This window comes from Rhodospirillum rubrum ATCC 11170, assembly GCF_000013085.1.
Classification (GTDB): domain Bacteria; phylum Pseudomonadota; class Alphaproteobacteria; order Rhodospirillales; family Rhodospirillaceae; genus Rhodospirillum; species Rhodospirillum rubrum.
The window spans coordinates 3,732,017-3,752,079 of record NC_007643.1; the positions used below are offsets into that span (position 1 = coordinate 3,732,017).

The following is a 20,063-nucleotide window of genomic DNA, read 5'->3' on the forward strand; positions in this document are numbered from 1 at the left end:
CGCCCCATGGCCGACACCCCCCCGCCGCTGATCGAGTTGATCGATCTGGAACGGGTTTTCGATTCGAGCGAGGTTCCGGTCCGCGCCCTTGACCGGGTTTCCCTGACCATTCACGAAGGCGAATTCGTCGCCATCATCGGCCAGTCGGGCTCGGGCAAATCCACGTTGATGAGCATCCTCGGCTGCCTCGACCGCCCGACCGGCGGCCTCTACCGCCTGGGCGGCATCGATGTCGCCAGCCTTGATCCCGTCGCCCTGGCCGGCCTGCGCCGCGATACCTTCGGCTTCGTCTTCCAGCGCTATAATCTGCTTGCCGGGGCCTCGGCGGCCGAGAACGTCGAAATGCCCGCCGTCTATGCCGGCCAGCCCCGCCACCAGCGCCTGGAACGCGCCCATGCGTTGCTTGATCGCTTGGGGATGGGGGCGCGCAGCGGTCACTTTCCCAATCAGCTTTCGGGCGGCCAGCAGCAAAGGGTCTCGATCGCCCGGGCGCTGATGAACGATCCCCGGGTGATCCTGGCCGACGAGCCGACCGGCGCCTTGGACAGCGCCAGCGGCCGCGATGTCCTCGCCCTGCTTGAAGCCCTGCACACCGAGGGGCGGACGGTCATTCTGATCACCCACGACCGCGACGTGGCGGCGCGGGCCGAGCGGGTGATCGCCTTGCAAGACGGCCGGGTGGTTGAGGACAGCGGCCGGCCGGCCCCCGTGGGCAGCGACCGCCCGCTCGGCCGGCCGCCCGGCGGGGCGGCCTATCTGGGCATGGCCGCCAGCTTCGGCGAGGCCTTGAAAATGGCCGGGCGCAGCCTGCGGGCCAATATCTTCCGCACCGCCCTGACCCTGCTTGGCGTGGTCATCGGCGTCGCCGCCGTCGTCACCATGATGGCGATCGGCGAAGGCAGCAAACAAGACGTGCTGACCCGCATCCAGTCGATGGGCACCAATCTGTTGCTGGTGCGTCCGGGCGCGCCGGGCATCCGGCCAAGCGGCACCGATGTGTCGTTGACCCCCACTGACGCCGAGGCCGTGGCCCAGCTTGCCGGCATGGCGGCGGTGGCGCCCGAACGCATGGCTTCGGGCATCACGGTGCGCCGCGAGGGCATTGATTACCGCACCACCATCAATGGCACCTGGCCGGCCTATGCGGCGGCCAAGGACTGGCCGATGGCCTGGGGCAGCTTTTTCGACGCCACCGACCTCCAAGCCTCGGCCCCCGTCGCCGTGCTGGGCCAGACGGTGGCCAAGAACCTGTTTCCCGGCGAAGAAGACCCGGTCGGGTCCTATTTCCTGGTGCGCAACGTTCCCTTCCTGGTCATCGGCGTTCTCGAAGCCAAGGGCGCCACGCCCTTTGGCCAGGACCAGGACGATATCGTGCTAATCCCGCTGACCACCGCCTTCGCCCGGGTTTCCGGCGGGCGCTATCTCAGTTCGCTGACCGCCCGGGTCGAAGACGCGACCACCATCGACGAAAGCCAAGCCGCCATCGAATCCCTGCTTCAGGCCCGCCACGGCAAGGTCGATTTCCAGGTGCGCAATACCCAATCCTTGCTCGAAATGGTGGAAAAGACCCAGAACAGCCTGACCCTGCTGCTCGGCGCCGTCGCCTTGATCTCGCTGCTGGTCGGCGGCATCGGCGTGATGAACATCATGCTGGTCAGCGTGACCGAGCGCACCCGCGAGATCGGCATCCGTCTGGCGACGGGGGCGCGGGCCAGCGATATCTTGCTGCAATTCAACACCGAGGCCGTCGCCGTCTGCGGCGTCGGCGGTCTAGCCGGCGTCGGCCTGGGGCTGGGGGCGGCGCTGGCCGTCGCCGAATTCGGCCTGCCGGTGCGCTTCACCCCGGGACCGCCGATCGTCGCCTTCTGCTGCGCCTTTCTGACCGGACTGCTGTTTGGCTATCTGCCCGCCCGCAAGGCCGCCCGCCTTGATCCCGTCGTCGCCCTGTCCGCCGAATAGAGGACCCTTGCCATGCGTCCCGCCGTTTTCCCCGCCGCCCTGGCCCTTTTTCTGGGCGGCTGCTCGCTGGTTCCCGACAGCGAGCGGCCAGCGCTTGCCATGCCGGCGGCCTTCGGCGATGCCGCTCCGGCGCCCGCCGCCACGCCGTTGGCCGATGCCACATGGTGGCGGCGCTTCGGCTCGCCCGAGCTTTCCGCGCTGATGAGCGACGCGATGACCGGCAATCAGGATCTGGAAGCCGCCTTCCGCCGCGTGGCCCAGGCCCGGGCCAGTCTGGCGGGAACCCGCGCCGGCTGGTTCCCGACGCTCAGCGCCAGCAGCAATGCCAACCGCAGCTTGCACAACACGGCGCGCACCGCCGCCGCCACCGAAAAGACCACCTATGATGTCGGCGGCGATCTGTCGTGGGAGGTCGATCTGTTTGGCAAGACCCGCGCCAGCGTGCTGTCGGCCGAGGCGACCGCCCAGTCCCAGGCCCTGGCCCGCGACGCCCTGGCGCTGTCCATCCAGGGCGAGGTGGCCACCGCCTATGTCACCGCCCTGGCCGCCAAGGACCGGCTGGCGATCGCCCGGGAAAATCTGGCGACGGCCCGCGAAATCCTGGCGCTGATCGAAACCCAGGTGAGCATCGGATCGCAAGCGCCGCTCGAACAGGCCCAGCAACGCTCGACCGTCGCCGGGATCGAGGCCAGCCTGCCGCAGTTGGAAGCCGATCTGGCGGCGGCGCAGACCTCCCTCGCCGTGCTGTTGGGCCGCGCCCCCCAGGGCTTCCGCATCCAGGCCCCGGGGCTGAACGCCCTGGCCTTGCCGGCCATCGCGCCCGGCCAACCCTCCGACCTTCTCGAACGCCGCCCCGATATCCGCGAGGCCGAGGCCACCCTGATCGCCGCCAATGCCGATATCGGCGCCGCCCGCTCCGCCTTCTTTCCCACCCTGACCCTGTCGGCCAGCGCCTCGCTAAGCGGCGCCTTGAGCGGCGGAACGACAACGGCGGGGTCGCTGGCCGGCAACCTGTTGGGCACCATCTTCGATGCCGGCAAGCGCGAGGCCGATCTGGAAGTCGCCCGCCAGCGCTGGGCCGAACTGGCCGCCACTTATCGCACCACGGTGCTGACGGCCTTAAAGGAGGCCGAGGACGCCCTGGTGACCGAAGACACCGGGGCGCGGCGCGAGGTGGCCCTGGCCGAGGCGGTGGTCCAATCGACCGAGGCGCTGCGCATCGCCCGCACCCAGTATCAGGTGGGCGACGGCGATTTCCTGGCCGTGCTCACCGCCCAGCAAACCGTTCTGTCCTCGCGCGATTCCCTGGCCCAGGCCCGGGGGGACCGCTTCCAGTCGGCGATCGATCTGGTCAAGGCCCTGGGCAGCGGCTGGCGCGAACCTACAGCTTCCCCTTGATCTCCGACTTGGAGTAATTGCTGAAATGCCCCTCGCGGGCGGCCTGCTGGCGGAACTTGGCAAGCTTGCCCGACGAGGTGGACGGCGCCGCCGTCCGCCCGAGCAGACGTTCGGGCTCGGTCGCCCCGCACTGCGGGCAAACCGCCGTCTCCGACAGGCCGAGCAAAACCTCGAACTCCGCGTTACACGCCGGGCAATGGTAGGAATAAAGCGGCATCTCCGACATCTCCTGAAAAAAAGAACAGTAACGCATAAAATTGCGGGCATTCGCGCTGCGCCACAGAGCGAAAGTCGGCTTCAGGCCCCTTCGGCCAAGACTCAAGGCCTAGGGCGGCGATGGCGCCGAAAACCGGTGTTCCCTTTTCCGCCCGCCGCTCTCAATCCTTAGCCCATGATACGCTGAAAATCCCTCGCGCCGTGTAACACGCGAACAACCCGCACCTCGTCCCCGTCTTCGATAAAGAAGATCAGGTACCGCCCATGCCGCGCCGAGCGCAGGCCCTCGTGCAACTCGTCACGCGTTGGGAAGCTGGCGGGACGGTCTGCCGCCTGGATCATCCGAGCTTCAATTTCGGCCACAAACGATGCCGCGCGCTCCGGATTGTCCAGCGCGATGAAGTCGCCGATTTCGATGAGATCCAGCCGGGCGGCGGGCAGAATGACCAAGCGCGGCACGGTCAGGACTTGGCGGCATAGCGCGCGCGCAACTCGGCGAACACCTGATCGGCCGGGATGCCCGGGCCGCTATCCAGCCCCGCCTTGATCGCCGCCCGCACGGTTTCCAGGTCAGGGCGTTGCGCGTCGCGACGCCCCATCCAGTCGCGCAAGGCCTCGCGAACGACCTCGCTGGTCGATGCGTATTCTCCGCCCGCGACCGTCTGGCGCAACGCCTCGGCCAGGTCCTTGGGCATTGTGATGGTCATTCGTTCGACGGCGGGCATGGGGGCACTCCAATCGGGAAGCATACGTTGGCATACTTATGGTGCTTTCACCATCGATCCAGCCCCTTCCCCCTCGGTCCGATCGTCATGAGAAAGCGGGAACCCGATCCTCGGCGCCGCGGAGTCGAGACCCTTGCGAATCGGCGCTTAGCGGTGGTACCTCGGTTTGCAAACAAGCTTTAATTCCCCAAACTCCGGGGTCCGTTGGCCAATGACGCAAGCAAAATGAGGAACGTGTACTGTGATCGATATTGAGTTCCATAAGGAAGAGCGGATCGATGCTCTGGGCCTTAACGCCGAAGCCCGCTCGCTGCTTCGTGAAATTCAGCCCCTGGCCGCCGCCTGCATCGACCGGGCCCTTGATGGCGCCTATGACCGCATGCAGCGCTATCCCGACTCGCGCCGCGCCTTTGACGGGGTGGACATCGCCCAAGCCAAGCGGGTGCAGCGTCAGCATTGGCTTGAAGACGTGCTGTCGCCCGAGCCCACCGACTCCCAATTCGCCAATGCCATCTTATTGGCCCAAGGACGCCAGAAATCGGGGTTGGCCCTGCGCTGGTACTTCGTGTTCTTCATGGCGATCCTCGATGGCCTGATCGAGGGGATCACCCCGGCTTATCGCCGCAAACCCGAGCGGCTGAGCAAGGCGATCTCGGTGCTGACGCGGGCGGTCTTCTTCGATCTCGACCTGTTCACCGCCGTTTACGTGGCGGCGGCGGAAGGGGCGGCGGCAAGCGAACTCAACCGACAGGCCGACGCCTTCGAGGCGCAGGTTTCCGATATGGTCAAGGCGGTCGCCGCCTCGATCGCCGAGGTTCAAGACACGGCCAGAACGATGACCGCCGTCGCCGACCAGACCCAAGCCCAGGCGCTCACCGCCCTGACGGCCGGCGACGAGGCCGGGGCCAATGCCCAGACCGTGGCCGCCGCCACCGAGCAACTCAGCGCCTCGATCATCGAGATCGGCCGTCAGGTCGGCCAGTCGACGCGGATTTCGGGCGAGGCGGTGACGGCGGCGCGCGATACCGACCACTTGGTTCAGGGACTGGCCGAGGTGGCGCGAAAGATCGGCGACGTGGTCAAGCTGATCAATTCGATCGCCAGCCAAACCAACCTTCTGGCGCTGAACGCCACCATCGAGGCGGCGCGGGCCGGCGAGGCCGGGCGCGGCTTCGCCGTGGTCGCCGGCGAAGTCAAGAACCTCGCAAATCAGACGGCGAAGGCCACCGAGGAAATCTCGGGCCAGATCGCCGCCGTGCAGAAGGCCACCCAGGGCGCGGTCGGCGCCATTCGCGGCATCGGCGCCACCATCACCGAGGTCAGTGCGATCACCGCGGCGATCGCCGCCGCCGTCGATCAGCAGCGCGCCGCCACCGAGGAAATCGCCCGCAGCGTGCAACAGGTGGCGCAGAGCAGCGCCCTCGCCACCAAGGGAATGACCACGGTGACCCAGGCGGCCGAAGAGACCGGCGGCGCGGCGCGCCAGCTTCGTGACGGCCTCGACGGCCTGGGTCACAAATCGGCGCGCCTAACCACCCAGGTCGATGATTTCCTGGGGCGAATCCGCCAGCGCGGTTAGCGACTCAGCGTCGCGCTCCGGGTCGGAGCGCTCGGGATTTGTTCTAATCCTCAAAGGAGCTCATCGCCTTGAGAAGGGCGATGAAGCTTTGGCGCATCCCGTCATCGGGCAGCGCCCAAAAGGCCTGGGCCAGGTCCAGGCTTTGGGTCAGGCGCAACGGATCGGGCGGGGCGCTCCCGCCTTGGGCCAAGCGCCCCATGTCCTCGGCCAAAGCCCCGTCATGCCGGGGATCGCCGCGCTCCAGATCACTGAAAAAATAATCGATGGGAACCGCCAGCGCCTTGGCGATGTCATAGAGCCGGCTGGCGCTGATCCGGTTGCGGCCGCGTTCGTATTTCTGGATTTGCTGGAAAGAGACGCCGATTCGGCGCGCCAGGGTTTCCTGGTCAAGGATCAGGGCGGTCCGACGCTGACGGACCCTTTGACCGACATGGGCGTCCACATGATGGATGGTGCGGGTATCGCTCTCGGGCATCGTTTCTCGACCATTCATGACTGGAGGAATAGCCGGAGGCTTGCGTGATCCAACCGGCCGGAGCCGCAGATTGTTCCCCCAAGCGGGCTACAACCTTACCTCTCACAATCTTGAAAAATACCGAGAAACGAGCACTCCGTCGAGTGCTGGTTTATATTCCGATAAACACCACCTATGGGTGTAAGTTTTACCCACCGGCAAATAAAAACGGGACTCCGCGGTTTGGCGAAGTCCCGTTGGGAAAAGGTTCGGGGCCGTCTGATCTGGGGTCGTCTGAATCGAACCGCCGCGCAGCAGGTTTCTTGGGCCGCGCGATGATAAAATCAAAAGCGGCGCGCGGTGACCAAGGTCTCCACACGCCGCTTTAGCATCTTGATCGGGAAGCCACTCGTCGTCGGACCCGGATCACCAGCCCCCGGGATTGGCCTTAGTGCAGCTTGCCCGGCAGGTCGGCGATCGCCGCGTCGATCAGGCGGTTCTGATCGGCCTTGGCCAGCGACCCGGCCATCAAGGAGCGCGCGGCGGAGACGGCGACATCGACGGCTTCGTTGCGCACCTGGGCCAGGGCCTGGGCCTCGGCCTGGGCGATGCGATCGACGGCCTGCTGTTCGCGGCGGCGGATCGAGGCCTCGAGATCGGCTTCGGCCTTGGCGCGCAGACGGGCGGCCTCATCCTTGGCGTGGCGAATGATCTCGTCGGCTTCCTTCATCGCGTCGCGCTGGCGGCGCTGGTACTCGGCCAGCAGCGCCTGGGCGTCGTCGCGCAGCTTGCGGGCCTCGTCGAGCTTGGCCTTGACCGCGGCACCCCGACCGTCCAGGGCCCCAAGGATCTTGTTCTTGGCCTTGATATAAACAAAGCCGACGACCATCAGGAAGGCGATGGAGACCCAGAAGGCCGGATCGGCGAACAGGCCGCCGTGGCTGGCGGCTTCCCCACCGTGCTCGGCGGTCTCGGCGGCGAGAGCGAGGGAGATCATCGGCCTTACTCCTTGATCGCGGCGGCGACGGCGGCGGTGAGCGCGGCATCGTCGACGCGCAGCCCGGCGAGCTTGCCGACTATATCGCTGGCGACCGCGCCGGCCACTTCGCGCACGTGGGTCAGGGCTTCGTCGCGGGCCTGAACGATGCGGGCCTCGCCGTCCTTGATCCGGGTGTTGAGAGCCTTGGCGACCTCGGCGTTGCGCGCCTCGGCGGCCTTGGCGGCGGCCTCGGTCACGGCGCGGATTTCGTCATGGGCACGGGCCCGGGCTTCGGCCAGGGCCGTTTCGTAGGCGGCGATGGCGGCTTCGGTCTCGGCCTTCAGGGCTTCGGCCTGCTTCAGGTCGTCGTTGATCAGCCGCTGGCGCTGTTCAAGCACCTCGGCCAAACGGGGAATGGCCAACCGGCTCATCACGAAATACATCGCGACAAGGGCGATCACCAACCAGACGATCTGCGAAGGGAAGGACGAAGGATCGAATTGAGGCATGGAACGGGCTCCCGCGTCGCATACGAGGGCGCAGACGAACCGGCCTTGACGGTCCCTTCCAAGGAAGGAACATCATCACCCCCCGCGAGAGGGTCGATGGCCGGACGCCCACGATAGACAGGCAGACTGCCACGCGCGGCGGGCGCGCACCGGAGGCTCCCGGGAAATCCCCGGGATCCGGCGCGCGGCCCCGACCGCTTGCGGCGAACGCGCCGACTTAGGCGGCGAACAGCAGGATCAGCGCCACGACCAAGGCGAACAGGGCGATAGCTTCGGTAACGGCGAAGCCGATCCAGCCGTAGAGCTCGACGGTGCTCTTGGCGGCCGGGTTGCGGCCGACGGTGGCAATCAGGTTGGCCCAGATGTTGCCAACGCCAATACCCGAACCAATCATGCCAATGGCGGCAAGACCAGCGCCGATCATCTTCGCGGCTTCAGCGTCCATGAGTTTACCCTTTCAAAAGAACCAAGTTGGACAGGGGTGAGGGGCTCGCCTCAGCCACCGACAGCATTTCGGAAGACAGCGCCGGGGGCGCTATCGGCCTTTAGTGCATGTTGATGGCGTCGTTGAGATAGATGCAGGTCAAGATGGTGAAGACATAGGCCTGCAAGGCGGCAATGAAGAACTCGAGCACGGTCACGCCAAGGACGACGGCGAACGGCACGACACCGCCGACGACACCCAGCATTATCACGAAACCGGCCAGAACCTTCAGCATGATGTGGCCGACGGTCATGTTGGCGAACAGTCGGACCGACAGGCTGAAGGGCCGCGACAGATAGGAGATCAGTTCGATCGGGATCAGCAGCGGCGCCGTCAACAGCGGGGCGCCATGCGGGAAGAACATCCGAAAGTAATGAAATCCGTGTCGGGCGAAACCAATGATGGTGACGGCGATGAAGATTCCCACGGCCAGCGCCGCGGTAACCGCGATATGGCTGGTGAACGTGAAGGAATAAGGCAGCATGCCCAGCATATTGCCAAGAAACACGAAAACGAACAGGGTCAGGATATAGGGAAAGTACTTCATCCCTTCCTTGCCCACGTTGTCGCGGATCATATTGGCGACGAATTCGTACAGCATCTCGGCCGCGCTCTGCAGGCGCCCCGGAATCAGGGTGCGCCGCGCCGTCGCGTTCCAGAAGAACGCGGCCGCCAGACCAACGGTCAGGAGCATGAGCAGCGAAGAGTTGGTGAAGGACACGTCGACACCCGCGACCTGGATGCTGACGAGTGGTTTGATCGCGAACTGTTCAACCGGACTATGCACGGTCTTTGTTCCCTTCCGCTTTCTCTTTGCGCTCGATCGCCCGGCCCAGGCCCACGGAATCATCCAGGCCCTTGACCACGCGATAGGCATTCATCACCCCGGCCGCCCCCCCCAGAACGAGGAAAACAACCATCGCCAGCGGCGACGTTCCCAGCCACGAGTCAAGCCCGTAACCGATCGCCCCGCCGACCGCGATCGTCGTGACCAGCTCGATGCTGATCCGCATACCGATTCCCAGGCCGGAAGCCCGGGCCGGCCCGGAACTCCCCGCTCCGTCCGCCTCGGCGCCATCCGCACCCCCCTTCGCCTCGGTCAGGCGGCGGGAGATGTCTTCCAGCGAGGGGGGAGTATCACGATCGGTCATGCGGCGGCAGCCCCTTTTTCCAGGCGGCACGAACGTCCCCGCGAAGTGCCGGGGACTCCCGCAAGACGCGGCACCCTCCCCCGCGGCGAACAGTCCGAAAATCGCGGGCAAAATACGGAGCGTGGCGAGGGGTGTCAAGGAGGAAAACCCCGGCGGAGGTGCAGCGCGCCCGGAGCAAAACGCCTGAATTTCAGGCAGTTAGGCCAAAACGGCGGCAGGGCTCTCGGCCTCCACCAGATCCTCGGCCTGGCAAAGGTCGACGGAAACAAGGCTCGAGACCCCGCGTTCGGCCATCGTCACCCCGAACAGACGGTCCATGCGGGCCATCGTCATGCGGTGGTGGGTGACCACCAGGAAGCGCGTTCCGGTGGTATCGGTCAGGTGGCGGAGCATGGCGCAGAAGCGATCAACATTGGCGTCATCGAGCGGCGCGTCGACCTCGTCGAGCACGCAAATCGGCGCGGGATTGGTCAGGAACACGGCAAACAACAGGGCCGTCGCCGTCAGCGCCTGCTCGCCGCCCGACAGCAACCCCAGGCTTTGCAGCCGCTTGCCCGGCGGGCTGGCCATGATCTCCAGGCCGGCTTCCAGGGGATCGTCCGATTCGATCAAGGTCAGATGGGCGCGGCCGCCGCCGAATAATTTCAGGAACAGGGTGCGGAAATGGCCGTCGACCCGCTGGAAGGACTCGAGCAGCCGGCTGCGGCCCTCGCGGTTGAGCTCGCCGATTCCCTGGCGCAGCCGGGCAATGGCGGCGACCAGATCGTCGCGCTCCAGACGCAGCGAGGTGATCTGCGCGTCCAATTCGCCGGCTTCCTGTTCGGCGCGCAGATTGACCGGCCCCATGGCCTCGCGTTCGCGCCCCAGGCGCAGCAGGGCGGCTTCGGCCTCGGCGACCGGGGCCAGGGTCTCATCGGCGCCCAGACCGGCCTGGCCGGCCAGGGCTTCGGGGGCGCAGTCGAATTTCTCGGCGATGGCGGCGGCCGCCGCCTGACAGGCGAGACGGGCCTGATCCAAGGTGGCCTCGCCGCGAAGCTGAACCTCCCTGGCCTGGGCCTCGGCGCGCTCGGCCTCTTTCAAGGTCCGCCCGGCCTCGCTGAGGCGGCGCTCGGCGGCGCTCAACGCGTCGCGGGCGGCAAGGCGGTCGCTTTCGGCGGCGCGCAGGGCCTCGACCAAAGCCGCCTTCTCGGCGGCGATCGCCTCGGGTCGGCCGACCAGCTCCGCCAGGGTCGCCTCGGCGGCGGCGAAGCGACGGGTCAGTTCGGCCTCCTGATCGGCGGCCTGATCGCGCCGCGCCCGCCACGAGGTGATCTCGGCGGCAAGGGCGCCCAGCCGGCGCCCGCGCCCCTCGGCCTCGCGCGCCACGCGATCGCGGGTCGCCCGCGCCTCCAGCAAGGTCGTCCGCCGCTCGGCCAGGGTGGCGCGCAGCTCGGCCACCGCCGCGCGGGCGGCGGCGCTGTCGTCGAGAGCGGCCAGGGCGCGCGACTGGGCGGCCACCACCGCCTCGGCCTCGGCGCCATCCTCGCGGGCCCGGGTCAAGGCCTGCCCCAGGGTGGTCAGCCGCGATTCGCTGGCCGCCGCCCGGCGCTCCAGGGTGGTCAGGGCATCACGGGCCAAGCCCATCTGGCGCTCGCCCGCCCGCACCGCCTCGCGCGCCGCCCGATCCTCGGCGGCGACGGCCTCGAGGCGGGCGCGCGCCGCGCCGTGGGCATCGCGGGCCTCGGCCAGGGCGGCTTCAGCGTCTTCGCGCTCGGTGGCCAGGGCGCCAAGCCGATTGCGGGTCTCCAGGCGGGCGGCCGACAGGGCCGCGCCGTCGCGGCTGCCGGGCCGGCGCACCAGCCCGTCCCAGCGCCACAGCCCGCCGGCGCGGTCGACCACCTCTTGGCCCGGCGTCAGTCTGGGTAGCAGCGCCTGGGCGGCGGCGGCATCCTCGACCACGCCGACCCGGCCCAGGCGGCGGGCGAGAAGCGCGCGCACCGCCTCGGGGCCTTCGACCAAATCGGCCAGCGGCGTCGTCGCGTCCGGCGGATCGGCGGCCAGGGCAGGCAAAGCCACCCAACGCACGGCGTCCTCTTCGGCGCTACCGGCATCAAGATCATCGCCCAGGGCGCTGGCCAGGGCCTTTTCGCCGCCCGGACGCACGCTCAAAGCCTCGACCACCGGCAGGGTCCGCCCCTTGGGCGCGGCGCGGGCCAGGGTGGCTTCCAAGGCGCGGGCCTCGGCCCGCAACCCGGTCAACCGTCCCTCGGCCCGGCGCAGGCTGTCTTGGGCCAGATCAACCGCCGCCTGGGCGGCGGTGCGGGCGGCCTCGCCGCTTTCCACCCGTTCCCGGGCGGCCTCGAGGGCGGCGACCGTCCGATCCCGGGTCTGGATCGCCTCCTCCAGGGCGCCGGGCGCGATGGCCTCGCCTTCGGCGGCGCGGATCTGGCCTTCAAGCTCGGCCAGCCGGGCCACCACTTTGGCGCCGCGGGCGATCGCCTCGCGCAGACCGCGCTCCTGGGCGGCGCGGCGGGCCTCAAGGTCGGCCAGGGTGGCGGTGGCGGTGGCCAGGGCGGCATCGGCCTCGGCGACCCCGGCTTCGGCCGCGCTCAGCCGCGCCTCGGCCTCGCGGCGGGCAGCGTCATCGCCGGCGGCCTTGGCCTCGATCGCCCGCCGCTCGCCCTCCAGGCGGGAGATGGCCGCCTGGGCATCGGCGGCGCGGGCGGTCTCACGGGCGCGGTCGGCCTCGGCCTGGGTGCGGCGGGTGTGGTTTTCCTGGGCGGTCTGGGCAAGGCGCCGGCTTTCGGCCTCAAGCTGCTCGCGGGCCAAGGCCAATCGCTGCAAGCGGGCCGAGGCCTCGGCCTCATGGCTGCGAATCGGGCCGATGGCCTCCTCGGCGGCGGCCTGCTCGCGGTTGGCGGTGATCGTCCGCCCGCTCAGCACCGCCAGCTCCCGACCGCCTTCGGCAAAGATCCGCCGCGCCCCGTCAACGGCGCGAATGGCGACCAGCCACCGCTGGCGCAGCAAGGCCGCCTCGGTCTGGCGGATGGCCTCCGACAGCGCCCGGTAGCGGGCGGCCTGACGGGACTGGCGACGCAAGCCGCCAAGCTGGCCGTCAAGGGCCGTCACCACGTCTTCAAGCCGCTCCAGATTGCCCTCGGCGGCGCGCAGGCGCAGTTCGGCCTCGTGGCGGCGGCTGTACAGGCCGCCGATGCCGGCGGCCTCTTCCAGCAGGGCCCGGCGCTGGGCCGGCTTGGCGGCGATCAGCGCGCTCACCCGCCCCTGGCTGACCATGGCGGTCGAGCGGGCGCCGGTCGCCGAATCGGCGAACAGCAGTTGCACGTCGCGGGCCCGCACGTCCTTGCCGTTGACCCGATAGAGCGAGCCGTCGCCGCGGGCGATGCGTCGGGTGACCTCAAGCTCCTGGGCGGCGTTGAACAGCGCCGGGGCGCCGCCCTCGCGGTTATCAAGCAAAAGCGTGACTTCGGCGACATTGCGCGGCGGACGGCTGGCGGTGCCGCCGAAGATCACGTCATCCATGTCCTCGCCGCGCAACTGCTTGGCCGAGGTTTCCCCCATGACCCAGCGCAGGGCTTCGACGACGTTGGATTTTCCGCAGCCATTGGGCCCGACGACACCGGTCAGCCCCGGTTCGATCATCAATTCGGCCGGCTCGACAAAGGATTTGAAGCCGACCAGACGCAACCGGGTGAAATGCAGCAAGCCCGCCCGCCTCAGCCGCCGACCAAGGGATCGAGAACCTTGCGGAAGGCCTCGATCGGCTGGGCGCCGACCAGAACGGGTTTGCCGTCGATGACGAAGCTGGGGGTCGATTCGACACCGATGCGCCCGGCCTCGGCCTCGCCCGCCTGCACGCCGTTGAAGACATCCTGATTATCCAGGCAGGCCTCGACGGCGGCTTTGTCCATGCCGGCCAGGGCGGCATAGCCCTGAAGGGCGGCCAAGGGATCCTTCGCCGTCGCCCAGGTCCGCTGATTGGCAAACAGCGTGGTGATCAGCGGGAAGAAATTCTGCTCGGGCGCGCAGCGGGCGATCACCGAAGCGCCGACGGCCAGGGGTTGCCCCAGGGAATGGTCCTTGAAGACCAGCCGCACCTTGCCCGTATCGATATACTCTTTTTTCAGCTCGGGCAGGATCTGGGTGTGGAAATCGGCGCAATGGGGGCAGAGCAGCGAGGAATACTCGACGATGGTCACCTTGGCGTCGGGCGAACCCAGGGCGCGTTCGCTATAGGGTATCGAGGCCGCAAGGCCGGGGGCGGCGATCCCGGCGACCAGGGCGGCGGCCAGAAACAGCGGACGGAGAAACTGGGGCAACGCGAAATCCTCCTTGGGAAAGCTGAATGCCCGAAGCCGGGCCGTGGGCACTATATAAAGCCGCGCTCCCGCGCCACAAGCGCCGGCGCGCGGCCGCCTTGCCGCCCCTTAGCCGGGACGGCGCCGGCTGCGCCCGGCCTCCAGCCGGCCGACGGCGGTTCCCAGGCGGGCCAGCGCGGCGCGCAAATCGGCATCATCCACCCCCTCAAGCCCGCTGCCCAGGCTGGCGGCGCGCTCGGCAGGCAGGGGCGGCGGTTCACGCACTGGCGCCGTTCTCGTGCGCAGCAACCGCCCCTGATGCAAGGTGATGCGCTCGACCGCCGCCCAGCCGAGGAAGCCGTTGACCCGCTCGATCACCTGGGGCAGGCGATGCTGAAGCTCCAAGGCCACCGCGCCGCCTTCGACGCGCAGGTGCAAAACCCCGCCCGCGCCCAGCACCCCGCCCTCGCCGCCCGGTTTGCGCCGGGCGCGGACCAGCCGCATGGGATGGACATGGGCGGCCAGCATCGGTCCCACCACCTCGGCCCAGCGCGACAGCAGGGCCTCTTCGGCCAGACCGCGTTTGGCCAGAAGCGGCAGGGCCGCCCGCAAGGTAATCGCCGACAGGGCGCGCGGCCCATTGCCCCGGCGCTCGGCTGACGCCGGGCCGGGAGGCGGCTTATCCGATGGGGTAACGGCCAACCCGTGGGTCCTTTCGTGATGAAGGGCGGCCTTGACCCGGCCGCCCGCCCCGATGATAGGGTATGGTCCCCCCGTAAGGGAACCGATGAAGCGCCCCGGACATGACCGCCCCAACCCCCGATTCGCTGCCCCCCGCCAGCGTGCTTGGCGAGCGCCTGCTTGACTGGTACCGGCGCAACGCCCGGACCCTGCCCTGGCGCGCGCCCTTTGGCGAGCGCACCGACCCCTATCGGGTCTGGCTATCCGAGGTCATGCTCCAGCAAACGACGGTGCCGGCCGTCATCCCCTATTTCCAGGCCTTCCTCGCCCGCTGGCCCACCGTCACCGATCTTGCCGCCGCCCCCCTGGACGAGGTGCTGACCGCCTGGGCCGGCCTTGGCTATTACGCCCGGGCCCGCAATCTGCACAAATGCGCCCAGACCATCGCCACTTGGCGCGACGGAACCTTCCCGGCGACCGAGGACGAGTTGCACACCCTGCCCGGCATCGGCACCTATACCGCCGCCGCCATCGCCGCCATCGCCTTCGGCCAGCCCGCCGTGGTCATGGATGGCAATATCGAACGGGTAATGGCCCGACTGTTCGCCGAGACCGAGCCTTTGCCCCAGGGCAAAAAGGCGCTCTACGCCCGCGCCGCCCAATTGACGCCGACCGCCCATCCCGGCGAGCACGCCCAGGCGCTGATGGATCTGGGGGCGACGTTGTGCACCCCGCGCAAGCCGGCCTGCGGCCTGTGTCCCTGGCGCGATCCCTGCCTGGGCCGCCGGCTGGGTCTGGCCGAGACCCTGCCGGCCAAGGCGCCGAAAAAACTGAAGCCGACGCGCTGTGGCATCGCCTTTTGGGTCACCCGACCCGATGGCACCGTGCTGTTGCGCCGCCGCCCGGAAAGCGGCCTGCTGGGCGGCATGATCGAAGTGCCCTCGACCCCTTGGCGGGAAGACCCCTGGACCCTGGCCGAGGCGCGGGCCGAAGCGCCGCTGCCCGCCGAGTGGGTGCCGCTGGCCGGACGCGTTCGCCATACCTTCACCCATTTCCACCTCGACCTCGATGTCGTCGCCGGCCGGGTCGGCGCCAGGGCCAATGCCCGGGGGCTGTGGGTGCCCTTTGACCAGTTCGATCGCCATGCCTTGCCCGCCGTGATGCTCAAAGTCGTGCGACTGGCTTTGGCGCGCACCCATTGACTGGCTTTTCAGGCGTTTTTTTTAAAGGCTGTAACCGTTGGTATCTTTTAGAAAAATTTTACTTAAGCGGCTTTGACACAGAACTTATGCCGATCGTTCTCTTGACGGGTCTCAAGTCAATGGGCACTTTGGGGGTATTCCAGAAACCGGGGGGAACCGGGGAACGGAAGGAGTCTCCACGATGTCTGAGTCAGCTCCCTATGGGATGAATGACGCCGAGGCCTCGCAAGGCCTTGAAGTGGATAATTTTACCATCACGCTGAAAGGACGCCAGTTGACCGTCGCCCAGGCGGTTGGCCTTGGCCTTCTCAAGCACGACAGCCAGACCGGCAGGTTCCGTATGGGGGAGCATTATCGCCCCTCCACCACCCTGCGTCTCTGAGCCTCGTTCTTTTTAGGTTTTAGTCATTGCCAAGGTTGGGCCACGCTCCGCAAAGGGAGCGTGGCCGTTTTGGTTGGCGCCCGATGTCAGCCCATGCGGGCGCGAAAATACTCGATGGTCCGGCCCAGGCCGTCTTCGACGTCGATGGTCGGCGCCCAGTCGAGCAGGGCCCGGGCCTTGGTGATATCGGGGCGGCGCTGGCGCGGATCGTCGGCGGGCAGCGGATGGAACACCAGATCCGAGGCCGAGCCGGTCATGGCGATGATTTTTTCGGCCAGGGCGCGGATGGTGATCTCGTGGGGATTGCCCAGATTAAGCGGGCCGGGTTCGCTGGGCGGCGTCGCCATGAAAGCCAGCATGCCGTCGATCAGATCATCGACATAGCAGAACGAGCGGGTCTGCAAGCCGTCGCCATAGAGCGAGATCGGCTGACCGCGCAGGGCCTGCAAGATGAAGTTCGACACCACCCGGCCATCGTCGGGATGCATGCGCGGCCCATAGGTGTTGAAGATGCGGATGACCTTGATATCAAGGGCGAACTGCCGGTGATAATCGAAAAATAGGGTTTCGGCGCAGCGCTTGCCCTCGTCGTAGCAGGCGCGCGGCCCGATGGGATTGACGTTGCCGCGATAATCCTCGGTCTGGGGATGGATGGTGGGATCGCCATAAACCTCGCTGGTCGAGGCTTGCAGGATCCGCGCCTTGGTCCGCTTGGCCAGCCCCAGCAGATTGATGGCGCCATGGACGCTGGTCTTGGTGGTTTGCACCGGATCGAACTGGTAGTGGATCGGGCTGGCCGGACAGGCGAGGTTATAGATCTCGTCGACCTCCACATAGAGCGGGAAGGTCACGTCGTGGCGCATCAGTTCGAAATAGGGATTGCCGATCAGATGGGCGACGTTCTCGCGCTGGCCAGTAAAGAAATTATCGACACACAGAACGTCGCAGCCCTGGCCGATCAGCCTTTCACACAGGTGGGAGCCCAAAAACCCCGCCCCCCCGGTCACCAATACCCGCTTGCGCGTTTTCATCACGATCTCCCGATCATGCGTTGCGCCAAAAATGGCCGAGAACAGGGAAAGTTTGGGTCAAAGCGCCGCCGCCCGGCCGGATTCAGCCGGCCTTGTCGAAGACGACGCGGAACCCGGTGGCGAGCTGCGAGGGATTTTCCATCGAGACTTCGAAGGGGATCTGGGCGCCGGGCGCCAGCACCGATTGGGGCGGCGCGGCCGTCACCTGCTGAAGAACCTTCTGGCTGTCGTCGATCACCGTCAGGCGCAATCGCGGCACTTCGCGGTTCTCGTCGGAGGGGTTGAAGAGCAGGCCGCGAACCACCAGAAGACGGGTTTCGTCGCGGGTTTCCAGGGTGCTGACCACGTTCTGGAAAATCACCTCGCTGCGCGGATCGGTCACATCGATGCCAAGCGCCGTATAGACCGGCGCCAGACCGGGCACCAGGGCGACCAGGGGATCGCGCAGGAACCAGCCGCCCAAGGCCAGCAGCCACAGCGCGACCAGGGTCATCACCACGACCTTGAGGGCGGTGGCGCCGCGCCGCCGGCCACTGGGCCGCGGTCCGGTGAAGACCCGGGGGATGGCCTCGGGTTCGCCGGCGGCCATGAAGCCGTCAAGGTCCTCCAGATCGTCGTCCTCGCCAAGAACGCGGGTCTGGAGGAAGTCGTGGAGGTGGTCGTCATCGGCGAAATCATCGCCGGCGATCTCGGGCGCTCCCCGCGCCTTGTCCTTGAGGACGCCGCCGCCCTTCAGCGTTCCCAGAATACTGTCGAGCTTGGCCAGATCCTCGTCGAGGGCGGCGTCATCATGGGCGGGAATCCGCGAGGGCGGCTCGGGATCCATTTCCAACGGTAGCCCGTCTTGCTTGCCAAGACGCGGCGGGGCCGCATCGAAAACCGGCGCCGAGGGCGCGGCGGCCGGACGGGGCGGGTTTGGACGGGCGGGACTTGGGCGGGGCGGAGGGGGCGGGGGCGGGGCGAAAGCAGGCTCGGGGAAATCCGGCTCGTCCTGAGCGAAGGGGGAATCGTCGTAGCCCTCGTCAATGGAAAAAGACGACGCGGCACCCTCGGCCTTCGCCTGCCAGACGTGAGCGCATTTGGCGCATTTCACCTTGCGCCCTTCCGATCCAAGGGCGCCATCGGGCAAGGTGAACTTTGCCGCGCAGCTCGGGCACGTGATGATCATGTGTTTTACGGATCCGCCGAAGTGCTATCTTTGGTTATAGGGGCTGGCCGGTCGCGGTGGCAAGCCACCATAACATGGCCCCAAAAAGGTTAATCCTTGGTTTTTCAAGGTGGGGCCATGAAGCGTGGGTCGATAAGCCGCTTGAGGCGGCATAGCGGGAGCGATGGGGCGTGGCGGGCATTTTCCGAAAGCAGCGAGACCGACGCCAGGACGCGGTGGCGGTGCGGTTCGAAGCGGTCGGCCTGCGCTATGGCAGCGGCCCGGAGATTTTCACCGATATCGATTTCTCCCTGCCTTCGGGGTCTTTCCACTTCCTGACCGGCGCTTCGGGGGCGGGCAAATCGTCGCTGCTCAGCCTGCTTTATCTCGCCCAACGGCCAACACGCGGCTCGATCACGCTGTTTGGCCAGGAGGTCACCTCGGTTCACCGCCAGGAACTTCCCGCCGTCCGCCGGCGCATCGGCGTCGTCTTTCAGGATTTCCGCCTGCTCGATCATCTCTCGGCCCTTGATAACGTCGCCCTGCCGTTGCGCGTCGCCGGGGTTTCGGAAGAGGAAATCCGCCGCCATGTCCCGGAACTGCTGTCGTGGGTCGGCCTGCGCGAGCAGATGAACGCCCGCCCGCCCACCCTGTCGGGCGGTCAGAAGCAGCGCATCGCCATCGCCCGCGCCGTCATCAGCCGCCCCGACCTGTTGCTGGCCGACGAACCCACCGGCAATGTCGACGACCGCATCGCCACCCGCCTGCTTCATCTGTTCATCGAGCTCAATAAATTGGGGACCACCGTGCTGATCGCCACCCATAGCGAGGGGTTGATCCAACGCTTCCGCTTCCCCCGCCTTCACCTTGACGGCGGCGGGCTGGCGATCGTCGATCCGGTCACCGAAGAGGTGCGCGCCCTGGTCGGCGCCGAGTCGACGCCGATCGGCCGGGAGCCCCGCCCGTGAGATTTCCGCGAACCGATCTGCCAATCGCCGAAGACGGGTCGGGCCGTTTCCTGGCGATCATGGTCGCCGTCATGGTTTTCCTGGCCACCCTGGCCATGGCCGGGGCGATGGCGGTGCAGACCGTGGTCGACCGCTGGAACCGCGACGTCTCGGGCACGCTCACGGTTCAGGTGATGCCCGCCGAGGGCTCGCCCGAGGAAAGCGGCAAGACCACCGAGGAGTGGGTCGAGCAGGCCCTGGTCGTTCTGCGCGCCGACCGGGCCGTCGCCGATGCCCAGGCGATTCCGATCGAGCGCCTGAAGGCGCTGATGGAGCCCTGGCTGGGGGCGGCCGATCTGGTCGACGACCTGCCGATGCCACGGCTGATCGACGTCACCCTCAAGCCCGACACACCCTTCGATCTGGCCGCCCTCGGCCGCCGGCTGAGCGAGGCGGTGCCCGGGGCAACGCTTGACGATCACCGCCTGTGGCTGGCCAAGCTGGTCAATCTGGCCGAGGCCCTGGCCTCGCTGTCGCTCGCCGTGCTGGTGCTGGTGACGGCGGCGACCTCGCTGGCGGTGGTTCAAGCCACGCGCACGGCGATGACCACCCACCGGCCGGCGATCGAGGTTCTGCATATGATCGGCGCCCATGACGCCTATATCGCCCGCCAGTTCGCCGCCCGCTCGCTTGTCCTTGGCTTGATGGGGGGGGGAACGGGGCTTATTCTCGCCCTTCCCGCCATCCTGGGGATCGGGTATCTCTGCCGCGACATCGAAGGCGGCTTCGTCCCCGACGTCGGCTTGGGCGCGGTTCACTGGCTGATCCTGGTGTGCTTGCCGCTGGCCGGCGGACTGGTGGCGATGCTTACAACGCGGGTGACGGTTCTGCGAACCCTCGCCCGGATGCTTTGACGGCAGCTTC

Annotated in this window: 21 protein-coding genes; 7 read left to right on the plus strand and 14 right to left on the minus strand. The window is 67.6% G+C overall.

Translation table 11 applies throughout. The features are described from left to right. The first annotated feature begins 6 nt into the window (after positions 1–6). Positions 7–1,959 carry a MacB family efflux pump subunit gene (locus RRU_RS16695; RefSeq protein WP_011390984.1) on the plus strand — a complete coding sequence of 651 codons (1,953 nt, stop codon included), beginning with the start codon at positions 7–9 and terminating at the stop codon, positions 1,957–1,959. Between the two features lie 12 nt (positions 1,960–1,971). After that, positions 1,972–3,357 carry an efflux transporter outer membrane subunit gene (locus RRU_RS16700; RefSeq protein ID WP_011390985.1) on the plus strand — a complete coding sequence of 462 codons (1,386 nt, stop codon included), beginning with the start codon at positions 1,972–1,974 and terminating at the stop codon, positions 3,355–3,357. On the opposite strand, the gene RRU_RS16705 is transcribed toward RRU_RS16700, so the two are convergent. The 3 genes from RRU_RS16705 to RRU_RS16715 all read right to left on the minus strand — a co-directional run bounded on the left by RRU_RS16705 (position 3,341) and on the right by RRU_RS16715 (position 4,298). Beyond that, positions 3,341–3,574 (minus strand): FmdB family zinc ribbon protein, encoded by a 234-nt coding sequence (locus RRU_RS16705; protein ID WP_014626541.1) that lies wholly within the window; start codon positions 3,572–3,574, stop codon positions 3,341–3,343. The two genes, RRU_RS16700 and RRU_RS16705, sit on opposite strands and share 17 nt — an antisense overlap. Positions 3,575–3,741: 167 nt before the next feature. Then, the gene (locus RRU_RS16710; protein ID WP_011390987.1) at positions 3,742–4,032 is read right to left on the minus strand and encodes a type II toxin-antitoxin system RelE/ParE family toxin; all 291 of its coding nucleotides are present in this window, start codon (positions 4,030–4,032) and stop codon (positions 3,742–3,744) included. A 2-nt stretch (positions 4,033–4,034) separates the two neighbouring features. Next, a complete protein-coding gene (locus RRU_RS16715; RefSeq protein ID WP_011390988.1) occupies positions 4,035–4,298 on the minus strand; it encodes a type II toxin-antitoxin system ParD family antitoxin in 264 nt (87 codons plus the stop codon). A gap of 241 nt (positions 4,299–4,539) precedes the next feature. Here RRU_RS16715 and RRU_RS16720 point away from each other — a divergent pair, with 241 nt between their 5' ends. Next, entirely contained in the window at positions 4,540–5,877 is a 1,338-nt protein-coding gene (locus RRU_RS16720; RefSeq protein WP_011390989.1) for a globin-coupled sensor protein, read from the plus strand. Positions 5,878–5,920: 43 nt separating this feature from the next. Here RRU_RS16720 and RRU_RS16725 read toward each other — a convergent pair whose 3' ends face one another. The 9 genes from RRU_RS16725 to RRU_RS16765 form a co-directional block, all read right to left on the minus strand. Further along, complete coding sequence (locus RRU_RS16725) at positions 5,921–6,352, minus strand: helix-turn-helix domain-containing protein (protein WP_014626543.1); 432 nt, start codon at positions 6,350–6,352, stop codon at positions 5,921–5,923. A 427-nt stretch (positions 6,353–6,779) separates the two neighbouring features. Continuing rightward, complete coding sequence (locus RRU_RS16730; RefSeq protein WP_011390991.1) at positions 6,780–7,328, minus strand: F0F1 ATP synthase subunit B; 549 nt, start codon at positions 7,326–7,328, stop codon at positions 6,780–6,782. Positions 7,329–7,333: 5 nt separating this feature from the next. Beyond that, the gene (locus tag RRU_RS16735; protein WP_011390992.1) at positions 7,334–7,819 is read right to left on the minus strand and encodes an ATP synthase subunit b 2; all 486 of its coding nucleotides are present in this window, start codon (positions 7,817–7,819) and stop codon (positions 7,334–7,336) included. Between the two features lie 217 nt (positions 7,820–8,036). Continuing rightward, positions 8,037–8,264, minus strand: coding sequence for a F0F1 ATP synthase subunit C (locus RRU_RS16740; protein ID WP_011390993.1), 228 nt, complete (start codon positions 8,262–8,264; stop codon positions 8,037–8,039). Positions 8,265–8,364: 100 nt separating this feature from the next. Next, positions 8,365–9,090: a F0F1 ATP synthase subunit A gene (locus tag RRU_RS16745; RefSeq protein ID WP_011390994.1), complete on the minus strand. Its 726-nt coding sequence runs from the start codon at positions 9,088–9,090 to the stop codon at positions 8,365–8,367. Continuing rightward, the gene (locus RRU_RS16750; RefSeq protein WP_011390995.1) at positions 9,083–9,454 is read right to left on the minus strand and encodes an AtpZ/AtpI family protein; all 372 of its coding nucleotides are present in this window, start codon (positions 9,452–9,454) and stop codon (positions 9,083–9,085) included. The genes RRU_RS16745 and RRU_RS16750 overlap by 8 nt, the downstream gene beginning before the upstream one ends. Positions 9,455–9,652: 198 nt before the next feature. Continuing rightward, entirely contained in the window at positions 9,653–13,156 is a 3,504-nt protein-coding gene (gene smc, locus RRU_RS16755; RefSeq protein WP_011390996.1) for a chromosome segregation protein SMC, read from the minus strand. Between the two features lie 11 nt (positions 13,157–13,167). Continuing rightward, positions 13,168–13,770, minus strand: coding sequence for a DsbA family protein (locus RRU_RS16760; protein WP_014626544.1), 603 nt, complete (start codon positions 13,768–13,770; stop codon positions 13,168–13,170). Positions 13,771–13,878: 108 nt separating this feature from the next. Next, positions 13,879–14,451 (minus strand): DUF721 domain-containing protein, encoded by a 573-nt coding sequence (locus RRU_RS16765; RefSeq protein ID WP_011390998.1) that lies wholly within the window; start codon positions 14,449–14,451, stop codon positions 13,879–13,881. Between the two features lie 101 nt (positions 14,452–14,552). Here RRU_RS16765 and mutY point away from each other — a divergent pair, with 101 nt between their 5' ends. Both mutY and RRU_RS16775 read left to right on the plus strand, forming a co-directional pair. After that, the gene (mutY, locus tag RRU_RS16770) at positions 14,553–15,632 is read left to right on the plus strand and encodes an A/G-specific adenine glycosylase (protein ID WP_011390999.1); all 1,080 of its coding nucleotides are present in this window, start codon (positions 14,553–14,555) and stop codon (positions 15,630–15,632) included. A 181-nt stretch (positions 15,633–15,813) separates the two neighbouring features. After that, a complete protein-coding gene (locus tag RRU_RS16775; RefSeq protein ID WP_014626545.1) occupies positions 15,814–16,014 on the plus strand; it encodes a hypothetical protein in 201 nt (66 codons plus the stop codon). An 86-nt stretch (positions 16,015–16,100) separates the two neighbouring features. On the opposite strand, the gene RRU_RS16780 is transcribed toward RRU_RS16775, so the two are convergent. Both RRU_RS16780 and RRU_RS16785 read right to left on the minus strand, forming a co-directional pair. Then, positions 16,101–17,045 (minus strand): UDP-glucuronic acid decarboxylase family protein, encoded by a 945-nt coding sequence (locus RRU_RS16780; protein ID WP_011391000.1) that lies wholly within the window; start codon positions 17,043–17,045, stop codon positions 16,101–16,103. Positions 17,046–17,127: 82 nt separating this feature from the next. Beyond that, entirely contained in the window at positions 17,128–18,213 is a 1,086-nt protein-coding gene (locus RRU_RS16785; RefSeq protein WP_011391001.1) for a DUF3426 domain-containing protein, read from the minus strand. 221 nt (positions 18,214–18,434) lie between these two features. Here RRU_RS16785 and ftsE point away from each other — a divergent pair, with 221 nt between their 5' ends. Next, positions 18,435–19,160 (plus strand): cell division ATP-binding protein FtsE, encoded by a 726-nt coding sequence (gene ftsE, locus RRU_RS16790; RefSeq protein WP_014626546.1) that lies wholly within the window; start codon positions 18,435–18,437, stop codon positions 19,158–19,160. Beyond that, positions 19,157–20,053 carry a cell division protein FtsX gene (locus RRU_RS16795; protein WP_011391003.1) on the plus strand — a complete coding sequence of 299 codons (897 nt, stop codon included), beginning with the start codon at positions 19,157–19,159 and terminating at the stop codon, positions 20,051–20,053. The genes ftsE and RRU_RS16795 overlap by 4 nt, the downstream gene beginning before the upstream one ends. Positions 20,054–20,063 lie beyond the last annotated feature (10 nt).